14 protein-coding genes are annotated in these 17909 nt (G+C 48.0%); 8 read left to right on the plus strand and 6 right to left on the minus strand.

The window, feature by feature from the left end; genetic code table 11:
• Positions 1–76 precede the first annotated feature (76 nt).
• Complete coding sequence (locus GW590_RS12685) at positions 77–955, minus strand: SMP-30/gluconolactonase/LRE family protein (RefSeq protein WP_169403417.1); 879 nt, start codon at positions 953–955, stop codon at positions 77–79.
• A gap of 165 nt (positions 956–1120) precedes the next feature.
• On the minus strand, positions 1121–2275 hold the full coding sequence (locus tag GW590_RS12690) for a porin (RefSeq protein WP_169403418.1): 1155 nt from the start codon (positions 2273–2275) through the stop codon (positions 1121–1123).
• Between the two features lie 611 nt (positions 2276–2886).
• Between GW590_RS12690 and dapB the strand changes: the two genes are divergently transcribed.
• From dapB to GW590_RS12720, 6 genes are all read left to right on the plus strand, one after another.
• Entirely contained in the window at positions 2887–3708 is an 822-nt protein-coding gene (gene dapB / locus GW590_RS12695) for a 4-hydroxy-tetrahydrodipicolinate reductase (RefSeq protein ID WP_169403419.1), read from the plus strand.
• A 478-nt stretch (positions 3709–4186) separates the two neighbouring features.
• Complete coding sequence (gene carA, locus GW590_RS12700) at positions 4187–5335, plus strand: glutamine-hydrolyzing carbamoyl-phosphate synthase small subunit (protein ID WP_169403420.1); 1149 nt, start codon at positions 4187–4189, stop codon at positions 5333–5335.
• Positions 5336–5355: 20 nt separating this feature from the next.
• Positions 5356–8583, plus strand: coding sequence for a carbamoyl-phosphate synthase large subunit (carB, locus tag GW590_RS12705; protein WP_169403421.1), 3228 nt, complete (start codon positions 5356–5358; stop codon positions 8581–8583).
• Between the two features lie 298 nt (positions 8584–8881).
• On the plus strand, positions 8882–9436 hold the full coding sequence (gene kefF / locus GW590_RS12710; RefSeq protein ID WP_169403422.1) for a glutathione-regulated potassium-efflux system oxidoreductase KefF: 555 nt from the start codon (positions 8882–8884) through the stop codon (positions 9434–9436).
• On the plus strand, positions 9429–11276 hold the full coding sequence (gene kefC, locus GW590_RS12715) for a glutathione-regulated potassium-efflux system protein KefC (protein ID WP_169403423.1): 1848 nt from the start codon (positions 9429–9431) through the stop codon (positions 11274–11276). Before kefF ends, kefC begins: the two co-directional genes overlap by 8 nt.
• A 186-nt stretch (positions 11277–11462) precedes the next feature.
• Positions 11463–12380, plus strand: coding sequence for a hypothetical protein (locus tag GW590_RS12720; RefSeq protein ID WP_169403424.1), 918 nt, complete (start codon positions 11463–11465; stop codon positions 12378–12380).
• 65 nt (positions 12381–12445) lie between these two features.
• Here GW590_RS12720 and GW590_RS12725 read toward each other — a convergent pair whose 3' ends face one another.
• Positions 12446–13060, minus strand: a complete 615-nt coding sequence (locus GW590_RS12725; RefSeq protein ID WP_169403425.1) for a LysE family translocator — start codon at positions 13058–13060, stop codon at positions 12446–12448.
• Positions 13061–13599: 539 nt separating this feature from the next.
• On the opposite strand from GW590_RS12725, the gene folA reads away from it, so the two are divergent.
• Both folA and GW590_RS12735 read left to right on the plus strand, forming a co-directional pair.
• Positions 13600–14085 carry a type 3 dihydrofolate reductase gene (folA, locus tag GW590_RS12730; RefSeq protein WP_169403605.1) on the plus strand — a complete coding sequence of 162 codons (486 nt, stop codon included), beginning with the start codon at positions 13600–13602 and terminating at the stop codon, positions 14083–14085.
• Between the two features lie 466 nt (positions 14086–14551).
• Positions 14552–15142 (plus strand): acyl-homoserine-lactone synthase, encoded by a 591-nt coding sequence (locus tag GW590_RS12735; RefSeq protein WP_169403426.1) that lies wholly within the window; start codon positions 14552–14554, stop codon positions 15140–15142.
• Between the two features lie 173 nt (positions 15143–15315).
• Here GW590_RS12735 and GW590_RS12740 read toward each other — a convergent pair whose 3' ends face one another.
• From GW590_RS12740 to apaG, 3 genes are all read right to left on the minus strand, one after another.
• Entirely contained in the window at positions 15316–16032 is a 717-nt protein-coding gene (locus GW590_RS12740; RefSeq protein ID WP_235955941.1) for a helix-turn-helix transcriptional regulator, read from the minus strand.
• A 450-nt stretch (positions 16033–16482) separates the two neighbouring features.
• Complete coding sequence (apaH, locus tag GW590_RS12745; RefSeq protein WP_169403427.1) at positions 16483–17337, minus strand: bis(5'-nucleosyl)-tetraphosphatase (symmetrical) ApaH; 855 nt, start codon at positions 17335–17337, stop codon at positions 16483–16485.
• Between the two features lie 127 nt (positions 17338–17464).
• Positions 17465–17842 (minus strand): Co2+/Mg2+ efflux protein ApaG, encoded by a 378-nt coding sequence (apaG, locus tag GW590_RS12750; protein ID WP_169403428.1) that lies wholly within the window; start codon positions 17840–17842, stop codon positions 17465–17467.
• Positions 17843–17909 lie beyond the last annotated feature (67 nt).

The raw sequence follows: 17909 nt of genomic DNA on the forward strand, positions 1-17909 counted from the left end.
CCGACTTGAAAAATCAATTTTAGTAGCAGTCTGATGCCGGTGTTTATCACCGGCATTTTTTTATCTGTAAAAACTGCTAGTGGTTGGCAGACAGACGGAACAGATGCTGTCCCGCGCCCCGAGTGGCAGTGTTGACCTGCAACAGTGCGCCATCGATATCGCCAGGAGTCGCCAGGCCTTTGCGCGCCGAGGTAATAAACAGCTGACGCATATCGGCACCGCCAAAGGTACAGCAACTGGGTTGCGCTACCGGCAGTGACAAGGTATCCAGCGTCAGCAATTCTCCCTGATTAATTTGCTGACGGAGCAGGCAGTGACCTCCCCAACAGGCGGTGAGCAGCAGGCCATCTTCGCTTAATGTCGAACCGTCTGGCGTTTTGTCACCGGAGGAAAAACAGGAAATTTTCAGCGGGTTGATACGACGGGCATTACCAGAATAGAAGCGGTTTTGCATACTGTCAGCAAACCAGACTTTACCTTCATACCAGGCCAGCGTATTGGGGATCCCCACCTTATCCATCATCACTAGCGGTAGTTCATCACCCATTTCAAAACGATACCAGGCACCAATTTTCGCCTCTTCTTGCCGATCCATGGTGCCAAACCACAGTGAGCCATCTGGCGCAATGGCCGCTTCATTAGGTCGCGTCCCTGCTTCTCCGGGATAACCGCACAGTAGCTCGGTGTGCTCAGTCTGGTAGTCATACAGTGACAGGCCATTCTCGGCGACCAGCAGAAAGGTCTCCGCCTTCTCGGTTAACAATGCAGCGCTGCATAAGGCGGGCAGGGTGCGTTGTTCAAACGCTTGCGTATCCGGCCAGTAACGCAGCAAACGCTGGTTGAGGATATCCATCCACAGCAGGGATTGACTGCGCTGACACCATACCGGGGTTTCGCCCAACTCGGCACGATAGTCGCAGACGGCGGTGATCGCAGACCGTAAAAATGTGGACATAAACAGTTCTCCTGCAGGGTGTAAAAGGTTGCTGTTGAATAAGTTTAGTCGCATGGGGTGGCAAAGGGGAGACCGGCAGGCAAGATTACCCACAGAACAGATAAAAAAAGGCCTGCTGAAAATTCAGCAGGCCATTCAATCGACAATAATCGAAGGCTACAATTATTAGAAGTTGTAGTACAGGCGAACCAGGTTGATATCGCCGATTTTATCAGTAGAGTTGGTGATCACGTGTTCAACGTCAACCTGGAAGCCATAGTTAAGCTTAAGGGATACGCCCAGGCCGTTATCGGTACGTTGGTAGTTACGACCGCTAACGTATTCCAGATGGTCACCCATAAAGTAAGGTTTGACGCTCTGAATCGCATAGCTATTAATCGGGAAGGTATAGCCAGCGTTATATTCTACGCCGTAGGCATTGCCCGCGAAGTAGTTCTGGTCATTGGCGATTTTGGTCATCAGGAAGTTATGATACCAACCGCCGCCAGCAGAGAAGCTCCAGTTGCCTGGGGTCCATGCCAATGCAGTACCGAGAATGCTTTGGTCATAATCTTTAGAATCGACTTTGGTGCGGCTCTTAACTTCAGCACTAGTGAAGTTATAAGCTGTACCCCATGCCAGATTTTTGGTGATATGCCAGTTGGTACCCAAAGAACCGCCGCCTTTACGTTTATAGGCCAGGCTGTTGCCGTTGACCAGCAAATCGTCGTCAGGTAACAGATAGGCACCATACAGATCAACTGGACCAGCAGCATATTTATATTTCAGCATCTTACGTGAACGATAAGAACCATCGTAGTCACCGTTGATACCGTTACCTGGTGCCTGGGCCAACATATCGTAGTCCCAAACGTCGGTTTTAGCGCCGACTACATCATAGTAAATGCTGTTTTGCTGACCAAAGGTCAGAGTACCGTAGGTGTTGCTTTTGAAACCGGTATACAGTTGACGACGGGTAGTGTCATGTACACCTTTCTGGTAGTGCTGATCCCAACTGAATACAGCCGGAATGTTTACACCAACTTCGTAGTAGTTAACCCAGTGAATGTCATCAAACAGGTAATAGTCAGCGCTGAAGCGGAAACGGGTGCCGCCGTCATAGCCGTTGTTTTTGAAAGAACCCTTATCGGAACCACCCATAGTGTTCTGGAACTGCGGACGGATGCTACCACCGACTTTAAAATCAAGGCGGCTAAGCAAATCATAAGGTTTTGGATCTTGTTTGATAAGTGTGATTTCTGCCTGTGCAGCAAAAGATGCACCACCTAATAACACCCCGGCGGCGACAATTTGTGAAACCCTATTCATTTTAAATTTCATAAAGACTCCAGGTGCCAATCATTTGTTAGCATCCTAATGTTCCCCTGTTGCGAGCAGAGAAGGATTAACGAGCATATTAAAATCGCGGTTCAATTTTATCTAATAGATAAAAGAAAAAATTGCGCCAGCGCGTGTTTATTACAATTTTATTAATGACTAATTCAATAACATGTCGTGATTATTCTTAAGCTTATTAAACGGCTGCTTTTAAAATAATATTTCGACTTAAAATTAGTCAGCTAGTTATTAACATATTCAGACAATAAAATCCAAGAACCAAATATGAATTATTTATATAATCACTAATTAATAGGCACAGAGTGCTAAAAAAACCATGATTAGACGCTGATTAATTGACTGATTATTCACTGATGTGAATGATTATTCACGGAGGCCGTGCTGAGGAAATCTTGTTGCTAATCGTTGGTTTATGTTGTCTGGCATGGGTGAGATCGGACATTCTGCTGTCAACGGGCCGATAGATTTTACTGATGTTAGCGAGCCTATAACATAATTTTCTAATTATGCGCCAATTTTACTAGCCGTGATGCGTCGGGGTGGTTAACCTGATTTGAGTTTTACGGCAGTACACATTTAAAAAGAGAGAGATTATGACTAAAGCTGATATCCGCATGGCGATAGCCGGTTCCGGTGGGCGAATGGGACGCCAACTGATCCAGGCCGTACAACAAGCGGAGGGCGTAGTCCTCGGCGCGGCATTAGAGCGCAAAGGTTCTTCATTAGTCGGTACCGATGCGGGCGAACTGGCTGGCGTGGGTGCACTAAATGTCGTGGTGAGCGATGATCTTGCTGCCGTGGCAGACCATTTCGATATCCTCATTGATTTTACGCGCCCTGAAGGCACGCTGGAGCATCTGCGTTTTTGTCAGCAACAGGGTAAAGGCATGATTATCGGCACTACCGGCTTTGATGATGCGGGTAAGGCGGCAATCAGGCAGGCGGCGACCGAAATCCCAGTGGTTTTTGCCGCCAACTTTAGCGTTGGCGTTAATGTGGTACTCAAGCTGCTTGAGAAAGCGGCGAAAGTGATGGGCGATTATACCGATATTGAAATTATTGAAGCCCATCATCGCCATAAGGTTGATGCACCATCAGGTACTGCACTGGCCATGGGCGAAGCTATCGCCGGGGCGCTGGGACGGGATCTGAAGGAGTGCGCGGTCTATGCGCGGGAAGGCTATACCGGCGAGCGCGATCCCAAGAGTATTGGTTTTGCTACCATTCGTGCCGGTGATATTGTCGGCGAGCACACCGCCATGTTTGCTGATATTGGCGAACGGGTAGAGATTACACACAAGGCTTCCAGCCGCATGACCTTTGCGAATGGGGCTGTTCGTGCAGGAAAGTGGTTATCATCTAAGAAATCAGGTCTTTTTGATATGCGAGATGTCTTGGGTCTCGATGATTTATAAGGTTCTCCAACAATCGTGATGTGGTTGTTTTAATCATAGTGTTTTGATAAAAGGGCAGTTATTTTATTGCCCTTTTCTTTTATTGTAATAATCAGGTCTTCCCTCCATTTTTCATCTTTGCTCCCCATTTGTTCATGTCTTCCTGTCTGTTATTGCCGTTTTGAACAAAAAACAACCAGCCCGTTTCACTGCTCGCTGCCTAAAATGAGGGTAATGCCGAATTTTTCAGACAAACGGTCTCGCAAACGTTTACTATGCTTACTTATCCTGTCCTTTTATCGCTATCAGACGCTCATTTCGCTGAGTGAAGCAAAAAACAGTAAAATAATGGTGCTTTTGGTGGACAAAGCCAACGCCCATCATTAGAATGCGCGCAATTTGCCGAAAATTAGCTCTGAGGGCGATTTTTGCATTGATTTAGAGCGATGAATCTGAATTAATATGCAAATATTATGATTGATTATTCCTGGAGGATGCTTTGATAAAGTCAGCGCTATTGGTTCTGGAAGACGGAACCCAATTCCACGGTCGTGCCATCGGGGCAGAAGGAACGGCAGTGGGGGAAGTGGTCTTCAATACCTCAATGACCGGTTATCAAGAAATCCTCACTGATCCTTCCTATTCTCGCCAGATCGTCACTCTTACTTATCCCCATATCGGCAATGTCGGCACGAATTCCGCTGATGAAGAATCCTCCGCAGTACACGCTCAAGGCCTGGTTATCCGCGATCTTCCCCTTATTGCCAGCAACTACCGCAATGAAGAAAATCTGTCTGATTACCTGAAACGCCAAAATATCGTCGCCATCGCCGATATTGACACACGCAAGCTGACGCGTCTGTTGAGTGAAAAGGGTGCGCAGAACGGCTGTATTATTGCCGGGGATTCGCCTGATGCCGCATTGGCATTGGCAAAAGCCAAGGGCTTCCCGGGTTTGAAAGGGATGGATCTGGCGAAAGAAGTGACGACTAAAGAGTCATATGACTGGCTGCAGGGTAGCTGGGAGCTTGAAGGCGGATTGCCGGACGCGAAAAACGCCGACCAACTGCCGTTCCATGTCGTCGCTTATGACTACGGGGTTAAGCGTAATATTCTGCGCATGTTGGTGGATCGCGGTTGCCGTCTGACGGTGGTTCCGGCACAGACCCCGGCTGCAGAGGTACTGAAACTTAATCCAGACGGTATTTTCCTGTCTAACGGTCCTGGTGACCCGGAGCCATGTGATTATGCCATCGAGGCCATCAAAGCCTTTTTAGCCACCGAGATCCCGGTATTTGGTATCTGTCTCGGTCATCAGTTGCTGGCTTTGGCCAGCGGTGCCAAAACGGTCAAAATGAAGTTTGGCCACCACGGCGGTAACCATCCGGTTAAGAATCTTGATAATAATACCGTGATGATCACCGCGCAAAACCATGGTTTTGCTGTTGATGAAGCCAGTCTGCCAGCCACATTACGCACCACGCATAAATCGCTGTTTGACGGTTCATTGCAGGGGTTGCACCGCACCGACAAGCCTGCGTTCAGCTTCCAGGGACACCCTGAGGCGAGCCCAGGTCCGCACGATGCCGCACCTTTGTTCGATCACTTTATTGAACTGATCGAAAACTACCGTAACAGCGATAAGTAACTGAACAGGAGCGAAAAAGAATGCCAAAACGTACAGATATTAAAAGCATCCTGATTCTGGGCGCCGGTCCGATCGTGATCGGCCAGGCCTGTGAGTTTGACTACTCGGGTGCTCAGGCGTGTAAAGCGCTGCGTGAAGAAGGTTACCGCGTCATTCTGGTGAACTCTAACCCAGCCACCATTATGACTGACCCGGAAATGGCCGATGCCACTTACATCGAGCCAATCCACTGGGAAGTGGTACGCAAAATCATAGAAAAAGAACGTCCAGACGCCGTGCTGCCGACCATGGGCGGCCAAACCGCGCTGAACTGTGCGCTGGAGCTGGAACGTAAAGGCGTGCTTGCCGAGTTTGGCGTCACCATGATTGGCGCCACCGCCGACGCCATTGATAAAGCGGAAGACCGTCGTCGCTTTGATCAGGCCATGAAAAAAATCGGTCTGGGTACCGCCCGTTCCGGTATTGCACATAATATGGAAGAGGCCCTCGCCGTGGCGGCGGACGTCGGTTTCCCGTGCATTATTCGCCCTTCCTTTACTATGGGCGGCACCGGCGGCGGTATTGCCTATAACCGCGAAGAGTTTGAAGAGATCTGCGAACGCGGTCTGGATCTCTCCCCAACCAAAGAGCTGCTGATTGATGAGTCGCTGATTGGTTGGAAAGAGTATGAAATGGAAGTGGTGCGCGATAAAAACGACAACTGCATCATCGTCTGCTCCATTGAAAACTTTGATGCCATGGGCATCCATACCGGTGACTCTATCACCGTGGCCCCGGCGCAAACGCTGACCGACAAAGAATATCAAATCATGCGTAACGCCTCGCTGGCGGTGCTGCGTGAAATTGGCGTCGAGACGGGCGGTTCCAACGTCCAGTTCTCCGTTAACCCAAAAGATGGTCGTCTGATCGTTATCGAAATGAACCCGCGTGTGTCGCGCTCTTCTGCGCTGGCTTCGAAAGCGACCGGTTTCCCGATTGCCAAAGTGGCCGCCAAGCTGGCAGTGGGTTATACCCTCGACGAGCTGATGAACGATATCACCGGTGGTAAAACTCCGGCGTCGTTTGAACCGTCCATTGACTATGTGGTTACCAAAATTCCTCGCTTTAATTTCGAGAAATTTGCCGGTGCCAATGACCGTCTGACTACCCAGATGAAATCCGTCGGTGAAGTGATGGCCATTGGCCGCACCTTCCAGGAATCAGTGCAGAAAGCGCTGCGCGGTCTGGAAGTCGGTGTCAGCGGTTTTGACCCAAAAGTCAGCCTGGATGATCCCGAAGCGCTGACCAAAATCCGTCGTGAATTGAAAGACGCCGGTTCCGATCGTATCTGGTTTATCGCCGATGCCTTCCGTGCCGGGATGTCTGTTGACGGTATTTTTAACCTGACCAATGTCGATCGTTGGTTCCTGGTGCAGATTGAAGAGCTGGTGCAGTTAGAAAACAAGGTTGCCGAAGGCGGCTTTACGGCTCTGACCTATGATTTACTGCGCACGCTGAAACGCAAAGGCTTTGCCGACCTGCGTCTGGCAAAACTGGTGGGCGTTTCTGAAAGTGAAATGCGCAAACTGCGCCACAAGTATAATCTGCACCCGGTGTATAAGCGTGTTGATACCTGTGCTGCCGAGTTTTCTACCGACACGGCATATATGTACTCCACCTATGAAGAAGAGTGCGAGTCCAACCCGACCCACGACAAACCAAAGATTATGGTGCTGGGTGGCGGTCCAAACCGCATTGGTCAGGGCATCGAGTTTGACTACTGCTGCGTTCATGCTTCTTTGGCGCTGCGCGAAGATGGTTATGAAACCATTATGGTCAACTGTAACCCTGAAACAGTATCTACGGACTATGACACCTCCGATCGTCTCTACTTTGAATCGGTGACGCTGGAAGATGTGCTGGAAATCGTGCGCATTGAACAGCCGAAAGGCGTTATCGTGCAGTATGGTGGCCAGACTCCGCTGAAACTGGCCCGTGAGTTGGAAGCTGCCGGGGTGCCGATTATCGGTACCAGCCCGGATGCTATCGACCGTGCCGAAGACCGCGAACGTTTCCAGCAGGCGGTTAACCGTCTGGGACTGAAACAACCTGCAAATGCCACCGTCGCTACTATCGACGTGGCGGTAGAAAAAGCCAGCGTGATTGGTTATCCACTGGTGGTGCGCCCTTCTTATGTCCTCGGCGGCCGCGCAATGGAGATTGTCTATGACGAAATCGACCTGCGTCGTTACTTCCAGAATGCAGTCAGTGTGTCTAACGACGCGCCGGTATTGCTGGACCGCTTCCTTGATGATGCCATTGAAGTCGACGTAGATGCCATCTGCGACGGTGAGCGCGTACTGATTGGCGGCATTATGGAACATATCGAACAGGCGGGGGTACACTCCGGTGACTCGGCGTGTTCACTGCCGGCTTACACCCTGAGCAAAGAGATTCAGGATGTAATGCGCCAGCAAGTTGAAAAACTGGCGTTTGAACTGTCCGTTCGTGGCTTGATGAATGTGCAGTTTGCGGTGAAAAACAACGAAGTCTACCTGATTGAAGTTAACCCGCGCGCCGCGCGTACCGTACCTTTTGTATCAAAAGCGACCGGTGTAGCGCTGGCTAAAGTGGCAGCCCGCGTCATGGCTGGCCAAACGCTGACCGAGCAGGGGATCACCGTAGAAGTTATCCCGCCATACTACTCGGTTAAAGAAGTGGTGCTGCCGTTTAACAAGTTCCCTGGCGTTGACCCGATCCTTGGGCCAGAGATGCGTTCGACCGGTGAAGTGATGGGCGTTGGCCGGACTTTTGCCGAAGCCTTTGCCAAAGCGCAATTAGGTAGCCAGTCAGGCATGAAGAAAGCCGGTCGTGCTTTACTCTCTGTGCGTGAAGGCGATAAGGCCCGCGTGGTCGATTTGGCCGCCAAACTGCTAAAACGCGGCTTTGAACTGGATGCCACTCATGGTACTGCCGTGGTTCTGGGCGAAGCGGGGATTAATCCGCGCCTGGTCAACAAGGTGCATGAAGGTCGTCCACATATTCAGGATCGTATCAAAAACGGTGAATACGTTTATATCGTCAATACCACCGCCGGTCGTCAGGCGATTGAGGACTCTAAACTGATCCGCCGCAGCGCACTGCAGTATAAAGTGCACTATGACACCACCCTGAACGGCGGTTTTGCTACCGCGATGGCGTTATCTTCTGACCCGACAGAGCAGGTGACGTCGGTGCAGGAAATGCATGCCAAAATCAAAGCCATGTAATTTGGCTGGCTGACGCCACCTAGTGGCGTCAAAGAGTTGAAGGCGCAGCATTATGCTGCGCCTGAGTTTTATGACCAAGTCGTCTTGATAATCGAGATACCCGGGCATAGCACACCTAGGGGCGCTCCGGCGGGCAAGCCCGCTACGACCCCAACGGTGCACTCTCCCTAATAACGGACTTTGTCAGCCGTCTGAGGCGCAGCATAATGCTGCGCCTTTGTTTTTTTATCAGCCCGGGTTTTTCCTGGCGGGCAAAGTTGCGTATGCTGAATAAAAACCATTTTTACCTGGGAGCGATATGATCCTGATTATTTATGCCCATCCTTATCCGCGACATTCTCACGCCAATCAACTGTTGCTGGAGGAAATAAAGGATCTTCCGACGGTAAAAATCCGATCTCTTTACGATCTCTATCCGGACTTTAATATTGATATTAAGGCGGAACAACAAGCCGTCGAGCAGGCTGATTTGGTGGTTTTTCAGCACCCCTTACAGTGGTACGGCATGCCGCCGTTGCTGAAATTATGGATCGATAAAGTGCTGGAGCACGGCTGGGCATATGGTCATGACGGCAATGCCCTGCAAGGCAAATCCTGCCTATGGGCGGTGTCCAGCGGCGGTAATGAGCAGCATTTCGAACTGGGTAGCTATCCCAATTTTGCCGCGCTGGCGCAGCCACTTGAGGCGACAGCGATTTACTGCGGCATGAAATGGCTGCCGTATTTTGCTTTGCACAATACCTTTACCTGTGACGAAGTCGCATTGCGCGCGGGGGCACAAGCGTACCGACAACGATTACTACAGTGGCAGTCGACCTGCCAGCCACAAGCGGGAGAGAGCAGCCATGGATAATCACCGCATGATGATTGAAGGGCTGATTTATCTCGGTTCGGCGGCGCTGTTTGTGCCTATTGCCGTACGTTTGGGTTTGGGATCGGTACTGGGCTATCTGATTGCCGGTTGTATTATCGGCCCTTGGGGACTGAAATTGGTTGCCGATGCCGAGTCTATTTTGACCTTTGCCGAAATTGGCGTGGTATTGATGCTGTTTATTATCGGCCTGGAGCTGGATCCCAAACGGCTATGGACTTTGCGTGCCTCGGTGTTTGGCGGCGGTAGTATGCAGATGCTGTGTTGTGGACTGTTGCTCAGCCTGTTTTGTGCCTTACTGGGACTGGACTGGAAAATTGCCGTATTAATTGGCCTGACACTGGCACTTTCTTCCACGGCGATCGCCATGCAGGCCATGAGTGAGCGCAGTCTGACCCCGGCCCCCATTGGCCGCAGCGCCTTTGCCGTATTGCTGTTTCAGGATATTGCCGCGATCCCGTTAGTCGCCATGATCCCCTTGCTGGCCAGCAGCGGCGGGACGACGACGCTACTGGACTTTGGTTTGTCAGCGGCAAAAGTAGTTGCGGCACTGGCGGCGGTGATCCTGCTGGGGCGCTACGTGACCCGACCTTTGCTGCACTTTGTTGCTCGTTCCGGTATGCGCGAGGTATTCAGCGCCGTGGCGTTATTTTTGGTGTTCGGGTTTGGCATTTTGCTGGAAATGGCCGGACTATCGATGGCGATGGGTGCGTTTCTGGCCGGTGTTATGCTGGCCAGCTCCGAATATCGCCATGCTCTGGAAAGTGATATTCAGCCGTTTAAAGGCTTGCTGCTCGGTTTGTTCTTTATTGGCGTTGGCATGTCGATCGATTTTGGCACTTTGGTTAACCATCCACTGCTGATTGCCGGGCTGCTGCTGGGCTTTATGCTACTCAAGGCCGCCATGTTGTGGCTGATCGCGCCCTGGTTGGGCGTGCCAAAACGCCAGCGCGGTCTGTTTGCCATCCTGGTGGGTCAGGGGAGCGAGTTTGCTTTTGTTATCTTCAGCGCTGCGCAACTGGCAGGGGTGTTGCCTGACGACTGGGCGAAATCGTTGACACTGGCCGTGGCTTTATCAATGGCGGTAACGCCGCTGCTATTGGTTGTTGCCAACCGGCTGGAGCGCTATGCACCACAGGATGACCGTCCGCAGGATGTTATTGATGATGAACATGCCAGCGTCATTATCGCCGGCTTTGGCCGTTTTGGACAAATTGCCGGACGTCTGTTGCTGGCTAATAACGTGCATACGGTGGTCCTCGATCATGATCCTGACCATATCGAGACGCTGCGCAAGTTTGGTACCAAAGTGTTTTATGGCGACGCCACGCGCGTTGATTTGCTCGAGTCGGCCGGCGCGGCGCAGGCTAAGGTATTGATTAATGCCATTGATGACGTTGAAGCCAATCTGGCGCTAACCCGTTTGGCCAAAGAAAACTTCCCCAATCTGAAAATTATTGCCCGCGCCCGTGACGTTGATCACTGGTATCAATTGCGTCAGTTAGGGGTAGAAGCGCCGGAGCGTGAGCTGTTTGAAGGCTCGCTGCGAGTCGGGCGCGAAACCCTGGAAATCCTCGGCCTGGACCCTTACGAAGCCAGAGAAAAAGCGGATATTTTCAAACACTACAACCTGAAAATGCTGGAAGCGACGCTGGATAATTATCAGGACACCGAGTTCCGTATCGCCAGTATGCAACGTGCGCGGGATATGTTGTCGGCGGCCATTGAACAGGACCATATGCGCCAGGGAGAACAGCAGCAAAGCTGGCGGGGTAGCATAGATGGTAAAGCGCCTGAAAATGAAGTAATCGAGGCAAAGTAAGCCGGGAGCGGCATTCGTAAAATAGCGAGCATAGTATTATTTTTATGCTCGCTATTTTATTAAGATAATTCTTTGCAGTAATGAGGGTTTTCTACTTCTTATTGTGAAGCTGTTAAATCTGATAATTTATCCTTATATTAATAGTGAACTGTTATTTTAAAGTTGATTCATTAAAAAGGATTTATTGTGAATAAAGCTTACATTGCAAAAACGATTAATATCACACTGCTACCGGTGGCAATATTGTTATCCGGCAATCTGATGGCGGCGGAAAGTCATGATCATATTTATATTGCGGGTCCTACGCATTTTTCCGAAAATGAACAAGGAAATTTTGAATTAAAAAATTTGCCAGAAACCGTCAGCAAACAGGATATTCACTGGTTCTCAACTTATAGCGACTACGATGCGGCACGCTATTTTAAACCCAATGGCTTCTCTGTACAGGCGGGGGCACCATATAAACTGGCAACCGGTAATATTCGGTTAACGGCCGCGGTTAAAATTGCGGGGCAATACCAGGCCGTTAGTCACTATTTTTGTCAGGATAGTTCGGTGGTGAAATGTGATGGCATCATTGCGCCGCAGCGCGCCAACGCCGGGGAATGGGTCACCGTCGATGCGGCGTCCAGGGTTATACCTGCCAGAGAGCAGCGTCAAAGCTATTTGTGGCAGTTTGATCAGAATGCCAATAGCTATTTAAAAGATGTGGTCATAAATCGCGGTCAGCTGTCATTTACCGTTCCGGAACTGAAAGAAAGCAAGAAGATTTCTCTGTCTGTAACAATAAGTGAAAAAAATGCGGCCATGCCGCAAACGCGTACTTCCGTGGTCAAACATGATATCTGTCTGATTGGGAAAAATGGTGATGATTGCGGTGCCATTGATAATCCGCGACCGGTGGTAGAACTCACCGCTTTTGATTATCAGTATAACGATAGCAATTTAGCTAAATTTAAAACAGGTACCAAGGTGCTGGATAAAGGTACGGTTTATACCTGTGTTGAAGCCGGGAAATGCCAGGATCCGCAGTATCGACCCGCTACAGTGCATAGCAATCAACCTTCAAAAGGTGCTGAAGCCTGGATTAGAAGTTATTTCTAAATGCATCAGTTGGTGATAAAAAATCGGGGAGCGCAGGCTCCCCGATTTTTTATTGAAGCATAGAATTAGCTAAGCGCTACTTTAATTCCCAGAGCAATTAATACACCGCCCAACAGTTTATCTATCAGCTTCTGCGCCTTGGCCAGTCCGCGACGCACTGGACCGCTCTGGATCAGGATCACCAGCAGTGGCCACCAGATCATTGACAGGCAGACTATAATCGAGGCATACCAGAATTTTTCGCCAAGACTCGAATCCACTTGCAGCACCTGGGTGAACATGGCCAGAAAGAACAGCGTGGCTTTGGGATTGAGCAAATTGCACAGATAGCCCTGCACAAAGGCTTTATGCAGCTTGACCGGCTGTTGCGTCAGGTTATCGAGGTTCATTTTGCTATTGGTGTGTGAAAATAATGCCTGTATCCCGACCCAGATAAGATAAGCCGCGCCAACATATTTCAGCAGGCTAAACAGCCAGGGGGTGGTGGTGATCACCACCGCCAGCCCGGCCACGCAATAAGACATATGGGTGATAACCCCGCAGACCACGCCCAATGACGTCATCATTGCCGCCAGCCGCGGATAACGTGCCGCATTTTTAATGACCAAAAAGAAATCCGGACCCGGGGAGATCATGCCCAACGTCGCGATTGTGGCGATAAATAAAGAGGTTTCAAGCATTAAACGGACCGTTCTCAACAAGCAAAGAAAATTTTGCCGGGATCATACGCTAATTGTGTTTTTTTAACAGGGGGGAGGCATGGTCGGCCATTTCGTTTGTATACTAAATAGACCAGGATGTATTAGTGGCTTTACACGCAGGATAGCTCCGGGTGTGATGGCAGTTTTATTCGCTGCTTATTTTTACTGGTGCAGTGCTATTAAGTCGGGATTTACGATTTATTTAGCGTGTTACGCTAAATTGCCTGCTGTTGGCTAAGAGCTATCTTATATCTTTATCACCCTGGCTCGTCGCTATCGACGAGAGATTGGCCTTTCCGTATAGTGACAGCACTTTTCGTTCTGGCAGAAATTTCTCATTTTTTGAGAAAATTACTGCGTTTCTCTAGCTGATCAGTGAGCTGTTTACATTGATCGGTTATAGGCCGGTGGTCTTGCTGGCAGCGCCAGAGTATTGGGTCGAGAATTTTTTCCTGGTCTGCTGGTTGTCGGCCAACCACGAACAGATTCTTATTTGCACTTCTACACAAGGTTTCACCATGATTATCAGCCTGATCGCTGCAATGGCAGCGGATCGCGTTATCGGTATGGAAAATGCCATGCCATGGCATTTACCCGCTGACCTGGCCTGGTTCAAACGTAATACGTTGAACAAACCGGTCATTATGGGGCGTAAGACGTTTGAGTCTATCGGTCGCCCCCTGCCTGGTCGTTTGAATATTGTCATCAGCAGTCAGCCGGGTACCCATGAGGGTGTCACTTGGGTGACGTCGGTAGAGGCGGCCTTCCTGGCGGCGAATGAAGCCGAAGAAGTGATGGTGATGGGCGGCGGCCGGGTCTATGCCCAATGCCTGGACCTCGCCAATCGCCTGTATCTGACCCATATTGATGCTGAAGTTGAAGGGGATACGCATTTCCCGGACTACGAGCCCGACGAATGGGAAAGCGTGTTTAGCGAGTTCCATGATGCTGATGAAGCCAATTCTCACGGCTACTGTTTCGAGATCCTCGATCGTCGCGGCTAACCGGCGACAGGGGACAAAAAGCACCTTGGCAGTTAATTCCGGACAGTTTAGGAATTGAAAGCCAAGAACCGTAGTTTCTGGCTGAGGCAAATATCGCTGTAAGCCAGATTTCTACGTGCAATAAAATAAATTTTTATAAAACTGCATTGAATGATCGCCATATCAGGATTTATCGCCGATTTTGACCGTGCAGCACCTTGGTAATCTGCCTTATTTCTGCATACGCAATAAACGACACACCATCAATCCCTATCTGAAGTGCTCTATTCTGTGATATTACTCATTCTATACTTTAGTTCAGCAAACTATACTTAAGAATAGTAAATGGAATAATATGCATTTAAATCATACACAATAATGATCTTACTGAGCTATTCGCAATTTCTCAGGGGCATAAACACAGCTCGATAAAAATAGCATAATTAACCGATTGGATATTTACCATTATTTAACAAGGAGTTTTAATATGGTGGTTAAATTTGAATTATTTAATTTTAATGATATACATAGCAAAGATCTCAAAGATTTTTATTGTCTCAGGAAAAAAATATTTAAAGATAAGTTAGACTGGTTGGTAAAATGTAAAAACGGAATGGAGTTTGATGAATATGATAGTAAAAATGCATCATATCTTATGGGAAAGAGAGAAAATGAAGTCATCTGCGGTTGTAGGTTTATTGATATGAAACTACATAACATGTGTACGGGAGTTTTCTATAAATATTTCGATAATATAAAAATACTCAAAGGGAATTATGTTGAAATGACTCGCATACTTATTGATAAGGAAAAGGTTTTTGATTTCGAACATATAATTAATCTTAGGCTGAATTTTTTCCTTAACATTCATACTGTCGCAAAAGAGTCAGGCTATGAAGGAATTTATGCTGTTGCCACTGAACAACTCCTAAAAAGTTTGATTAAATCAGGATGGGAGATAAAAATACAACAGCGGGGAATGTCAGAAAAAAATGAATATCTATATTTAATTATTATGCCAACAGATGAAAAGGCCATCATTGGGCTGAAGGAAAAATTAAAAAAAATTACCGTTTAATTATAGTATACAATAATGTATGCACTTTAAAATATTTAGAATTTCATATAATTATTGGTGACCTGCTGCATATTAAAGGTTATCGTGTAGACGGTCACCGAACGTAATAATAAGATGGCGCATTGCTAACCGTTAGTTTAGAATGTCATCATGACTTAACATGTTGAATTAAATCATTTTATTGGTGGGGTGGTAATTAGTTTTGCATCAGAAGCTAATCTTATAGCATGCTTGGCATTAACCGCTGCTAACTTATTCACGACTTTGGCCATATGGAATTTAACTGTATACTCAGTTATGCCTAAAATTATAGCAATCTCTTTATAGGTTTTACCTATAGCAGCCCAATAAAGAATCTCATTTTCTCTTTTGGTGATATTTATGCTGCTGGTTTTATTGTTTTTTTCGAAAAACTCATATAAGGATAATAATTTTTGGTGTATCTTTACAAAGAGTGAAAATTGTTTTTCAATATTTAATAAAGTCCCTCTCTCCTTTTTAATGGTTTCATGATTGAATATTGAAAGTAGCGCAAGGTTGTTTTTATAGTCATGAATTATAAAAGTGTGACCACTATTAATAAGGTACTCTTTTGCATGAAGCATCACTTTTGGCAGAACCAGTTTAGATGAAATCATAATTTCTTCATCCCAGTCAAAACTCTCCACTCTTGACAATGCTTTCAGTACTACTGGGTCGACCATTTGATGGCGATGTTTCACATATAAATCAAACCATTCAGGGTGATTGTTTATAATACAAATATCATTTAAATCTTTTTTACTGATGATAAAGTATCCAAATTTAATTTCTTTATTTTCTAAAAGCTTCTCATTTAAAATAAATTCTATCTTGCTATTTATCTCTTCGTTAGCATAAAAATTTGACATTATATTCATTCTCTCATAATTAATATTTATGATATTTAAAACATGTAATGACGCCCTCGAATTTTAATTACATAAATGACCCTTGAATCTAATTATTTTAAAAGTATTCACAACCCATACAAAAAGTATATAACATAGCACAATTTCACAAGCGGGTGAAATAAAGTAAATGGTTTTAGTTGTTGAGGTTTTTTTATTTGATAGCATAGATATAATAAGACGGGAGCTGTATTTTAGCGGTATTGAATCTGTAGCCGTAAATATCCGATTAGGGCGAAACCGCAACCGCGTTTTGCGGTGCGGCTAATCAGGTTGTGCACGTTTAAATATAAATTTATTTCTGTGTTTGTAAGGATCACGAAGGAATTTGGCGTTCAGTGCCGTTTTGCTTTATTGCCGACTGGTCGCTCAGGTTAAGTCGTCTGCATTAACCTGGCGATAGCACAAAGCTTACAGGGCGCTCGGTGCCTGTAGGTCGTCTTTTTCTTCGCGGCGGTTAGAGGGCTGAGTAAACCAGGCCTGATCTTCCCAGCGCAACATGGTTAAATCACCGCCCCAGCAGCAGCCGGTATCCAGCGCATAAATGCCTTCTGGCGTGCCTTTACCTTCCAGCGATGCCCAATGGCCAAAGAGAATGCTATAACCCTGCTCTACCACCGGACTCGGCAGTGCAAACCAGGGTTTCAGCGGACGTGGTGCATTCTCTGGCGTATCTTTGCAAATCATATCCAACTGACCGTTGGGGAAGCAGAAGCGCATACGGGTAAATACGTTGCTGCTAAAGCGCAAGCGGGCCAGGCCACTAAGCTCTTCGGACCAGTTATTGGGCATATCGCCATACATGGCATCGAGAAACAGCGGATAGCTGTCGCTGCTTAAAATCGCTTCCACTTCACGCGCGCACACTTTGGCTGTTTCGAGATCCCACTGCGGCGTAATGCCGGCATGAGCCATCACCAGCTTCAGCTCATCATCAACCTGCAACACCGGCTGGCGACGCAGCCAGTTAATCAGCGTATCCGCGTCTTCGGCCTGTAACAGCGGCGTTAAGCGGTCTTTCGGTTTATTAGGGCTGATACCAGCGTAGATCGCCAACAGATGTAGATCGTGATTACCCAGCACCATACGTACAGACTCGCCGAGGCCACTGACAAAACGCAGCACTTCCAGCGAGTTTGGCCCGCGGGCCACCAGATCACCGGTCAGCCAGAGGGTATCCTGTACAGGATTAAAATCAACCTGGGCCAAAAGCGCTTTAAGCTCATCAAGGCAACCGTGGATATCACCAATAAGATATGTCGACATGTACCCTCTTACTTGCAACTGCGACAGCCTGGCTGCGCTTGTTTACCCAAATCACAGACTGTTGTGCGTTCATCGGGACTCATTTTCGCTGTTTTGCAACAGCGCCAATCACTGGGGGAAAGCGGGGTTAATTGATCAATGTCGGTAGTGCCAGACGAAAGACCGGGATGGCCACGCGAAAGATTTCTCCTTCCTGGTCGACCATTTCGTAATGCCCTTCCATTGTCCCCATCGGCGTTTCAAGAACTGCGCCGCTGGTATAGTGAAATTCACCACCGGGCTGGATTAGCGGTTGTTCACCAACCACCCCTTCACCCAATACCTCAGTTCGGTGCCCGTTGCTGTTGGTGATTAACCAGTAACGACGGAGTAACTGTACGTTGAAACGGCCCAGATTGCGGATGGTAATGGTATAAGCGAAGACATAACGCTCCTCTTCAGGTATCGATTGTGACTCGATATAAATACTCTGAACCTGAATAATCACTCGCGGCGCATCAAGCATAATGTCACTCCTGCGGTTTACCCTTTGGTGATTGACGTGGCCTTCAGTTGCCAGAGCTACGGAGGGT

It is taken from the genome of Rouxiella aceris (assembly GCF_012933545.1).
In the GTDB taxonomy this organism is placed as follows: domain Bacteria; phylum Pseudomonadota; class Gammaproteobacteria; order Enterobacterales; family Enterobacteriaceae; genus Rouxiella; species Rouxiella aceris.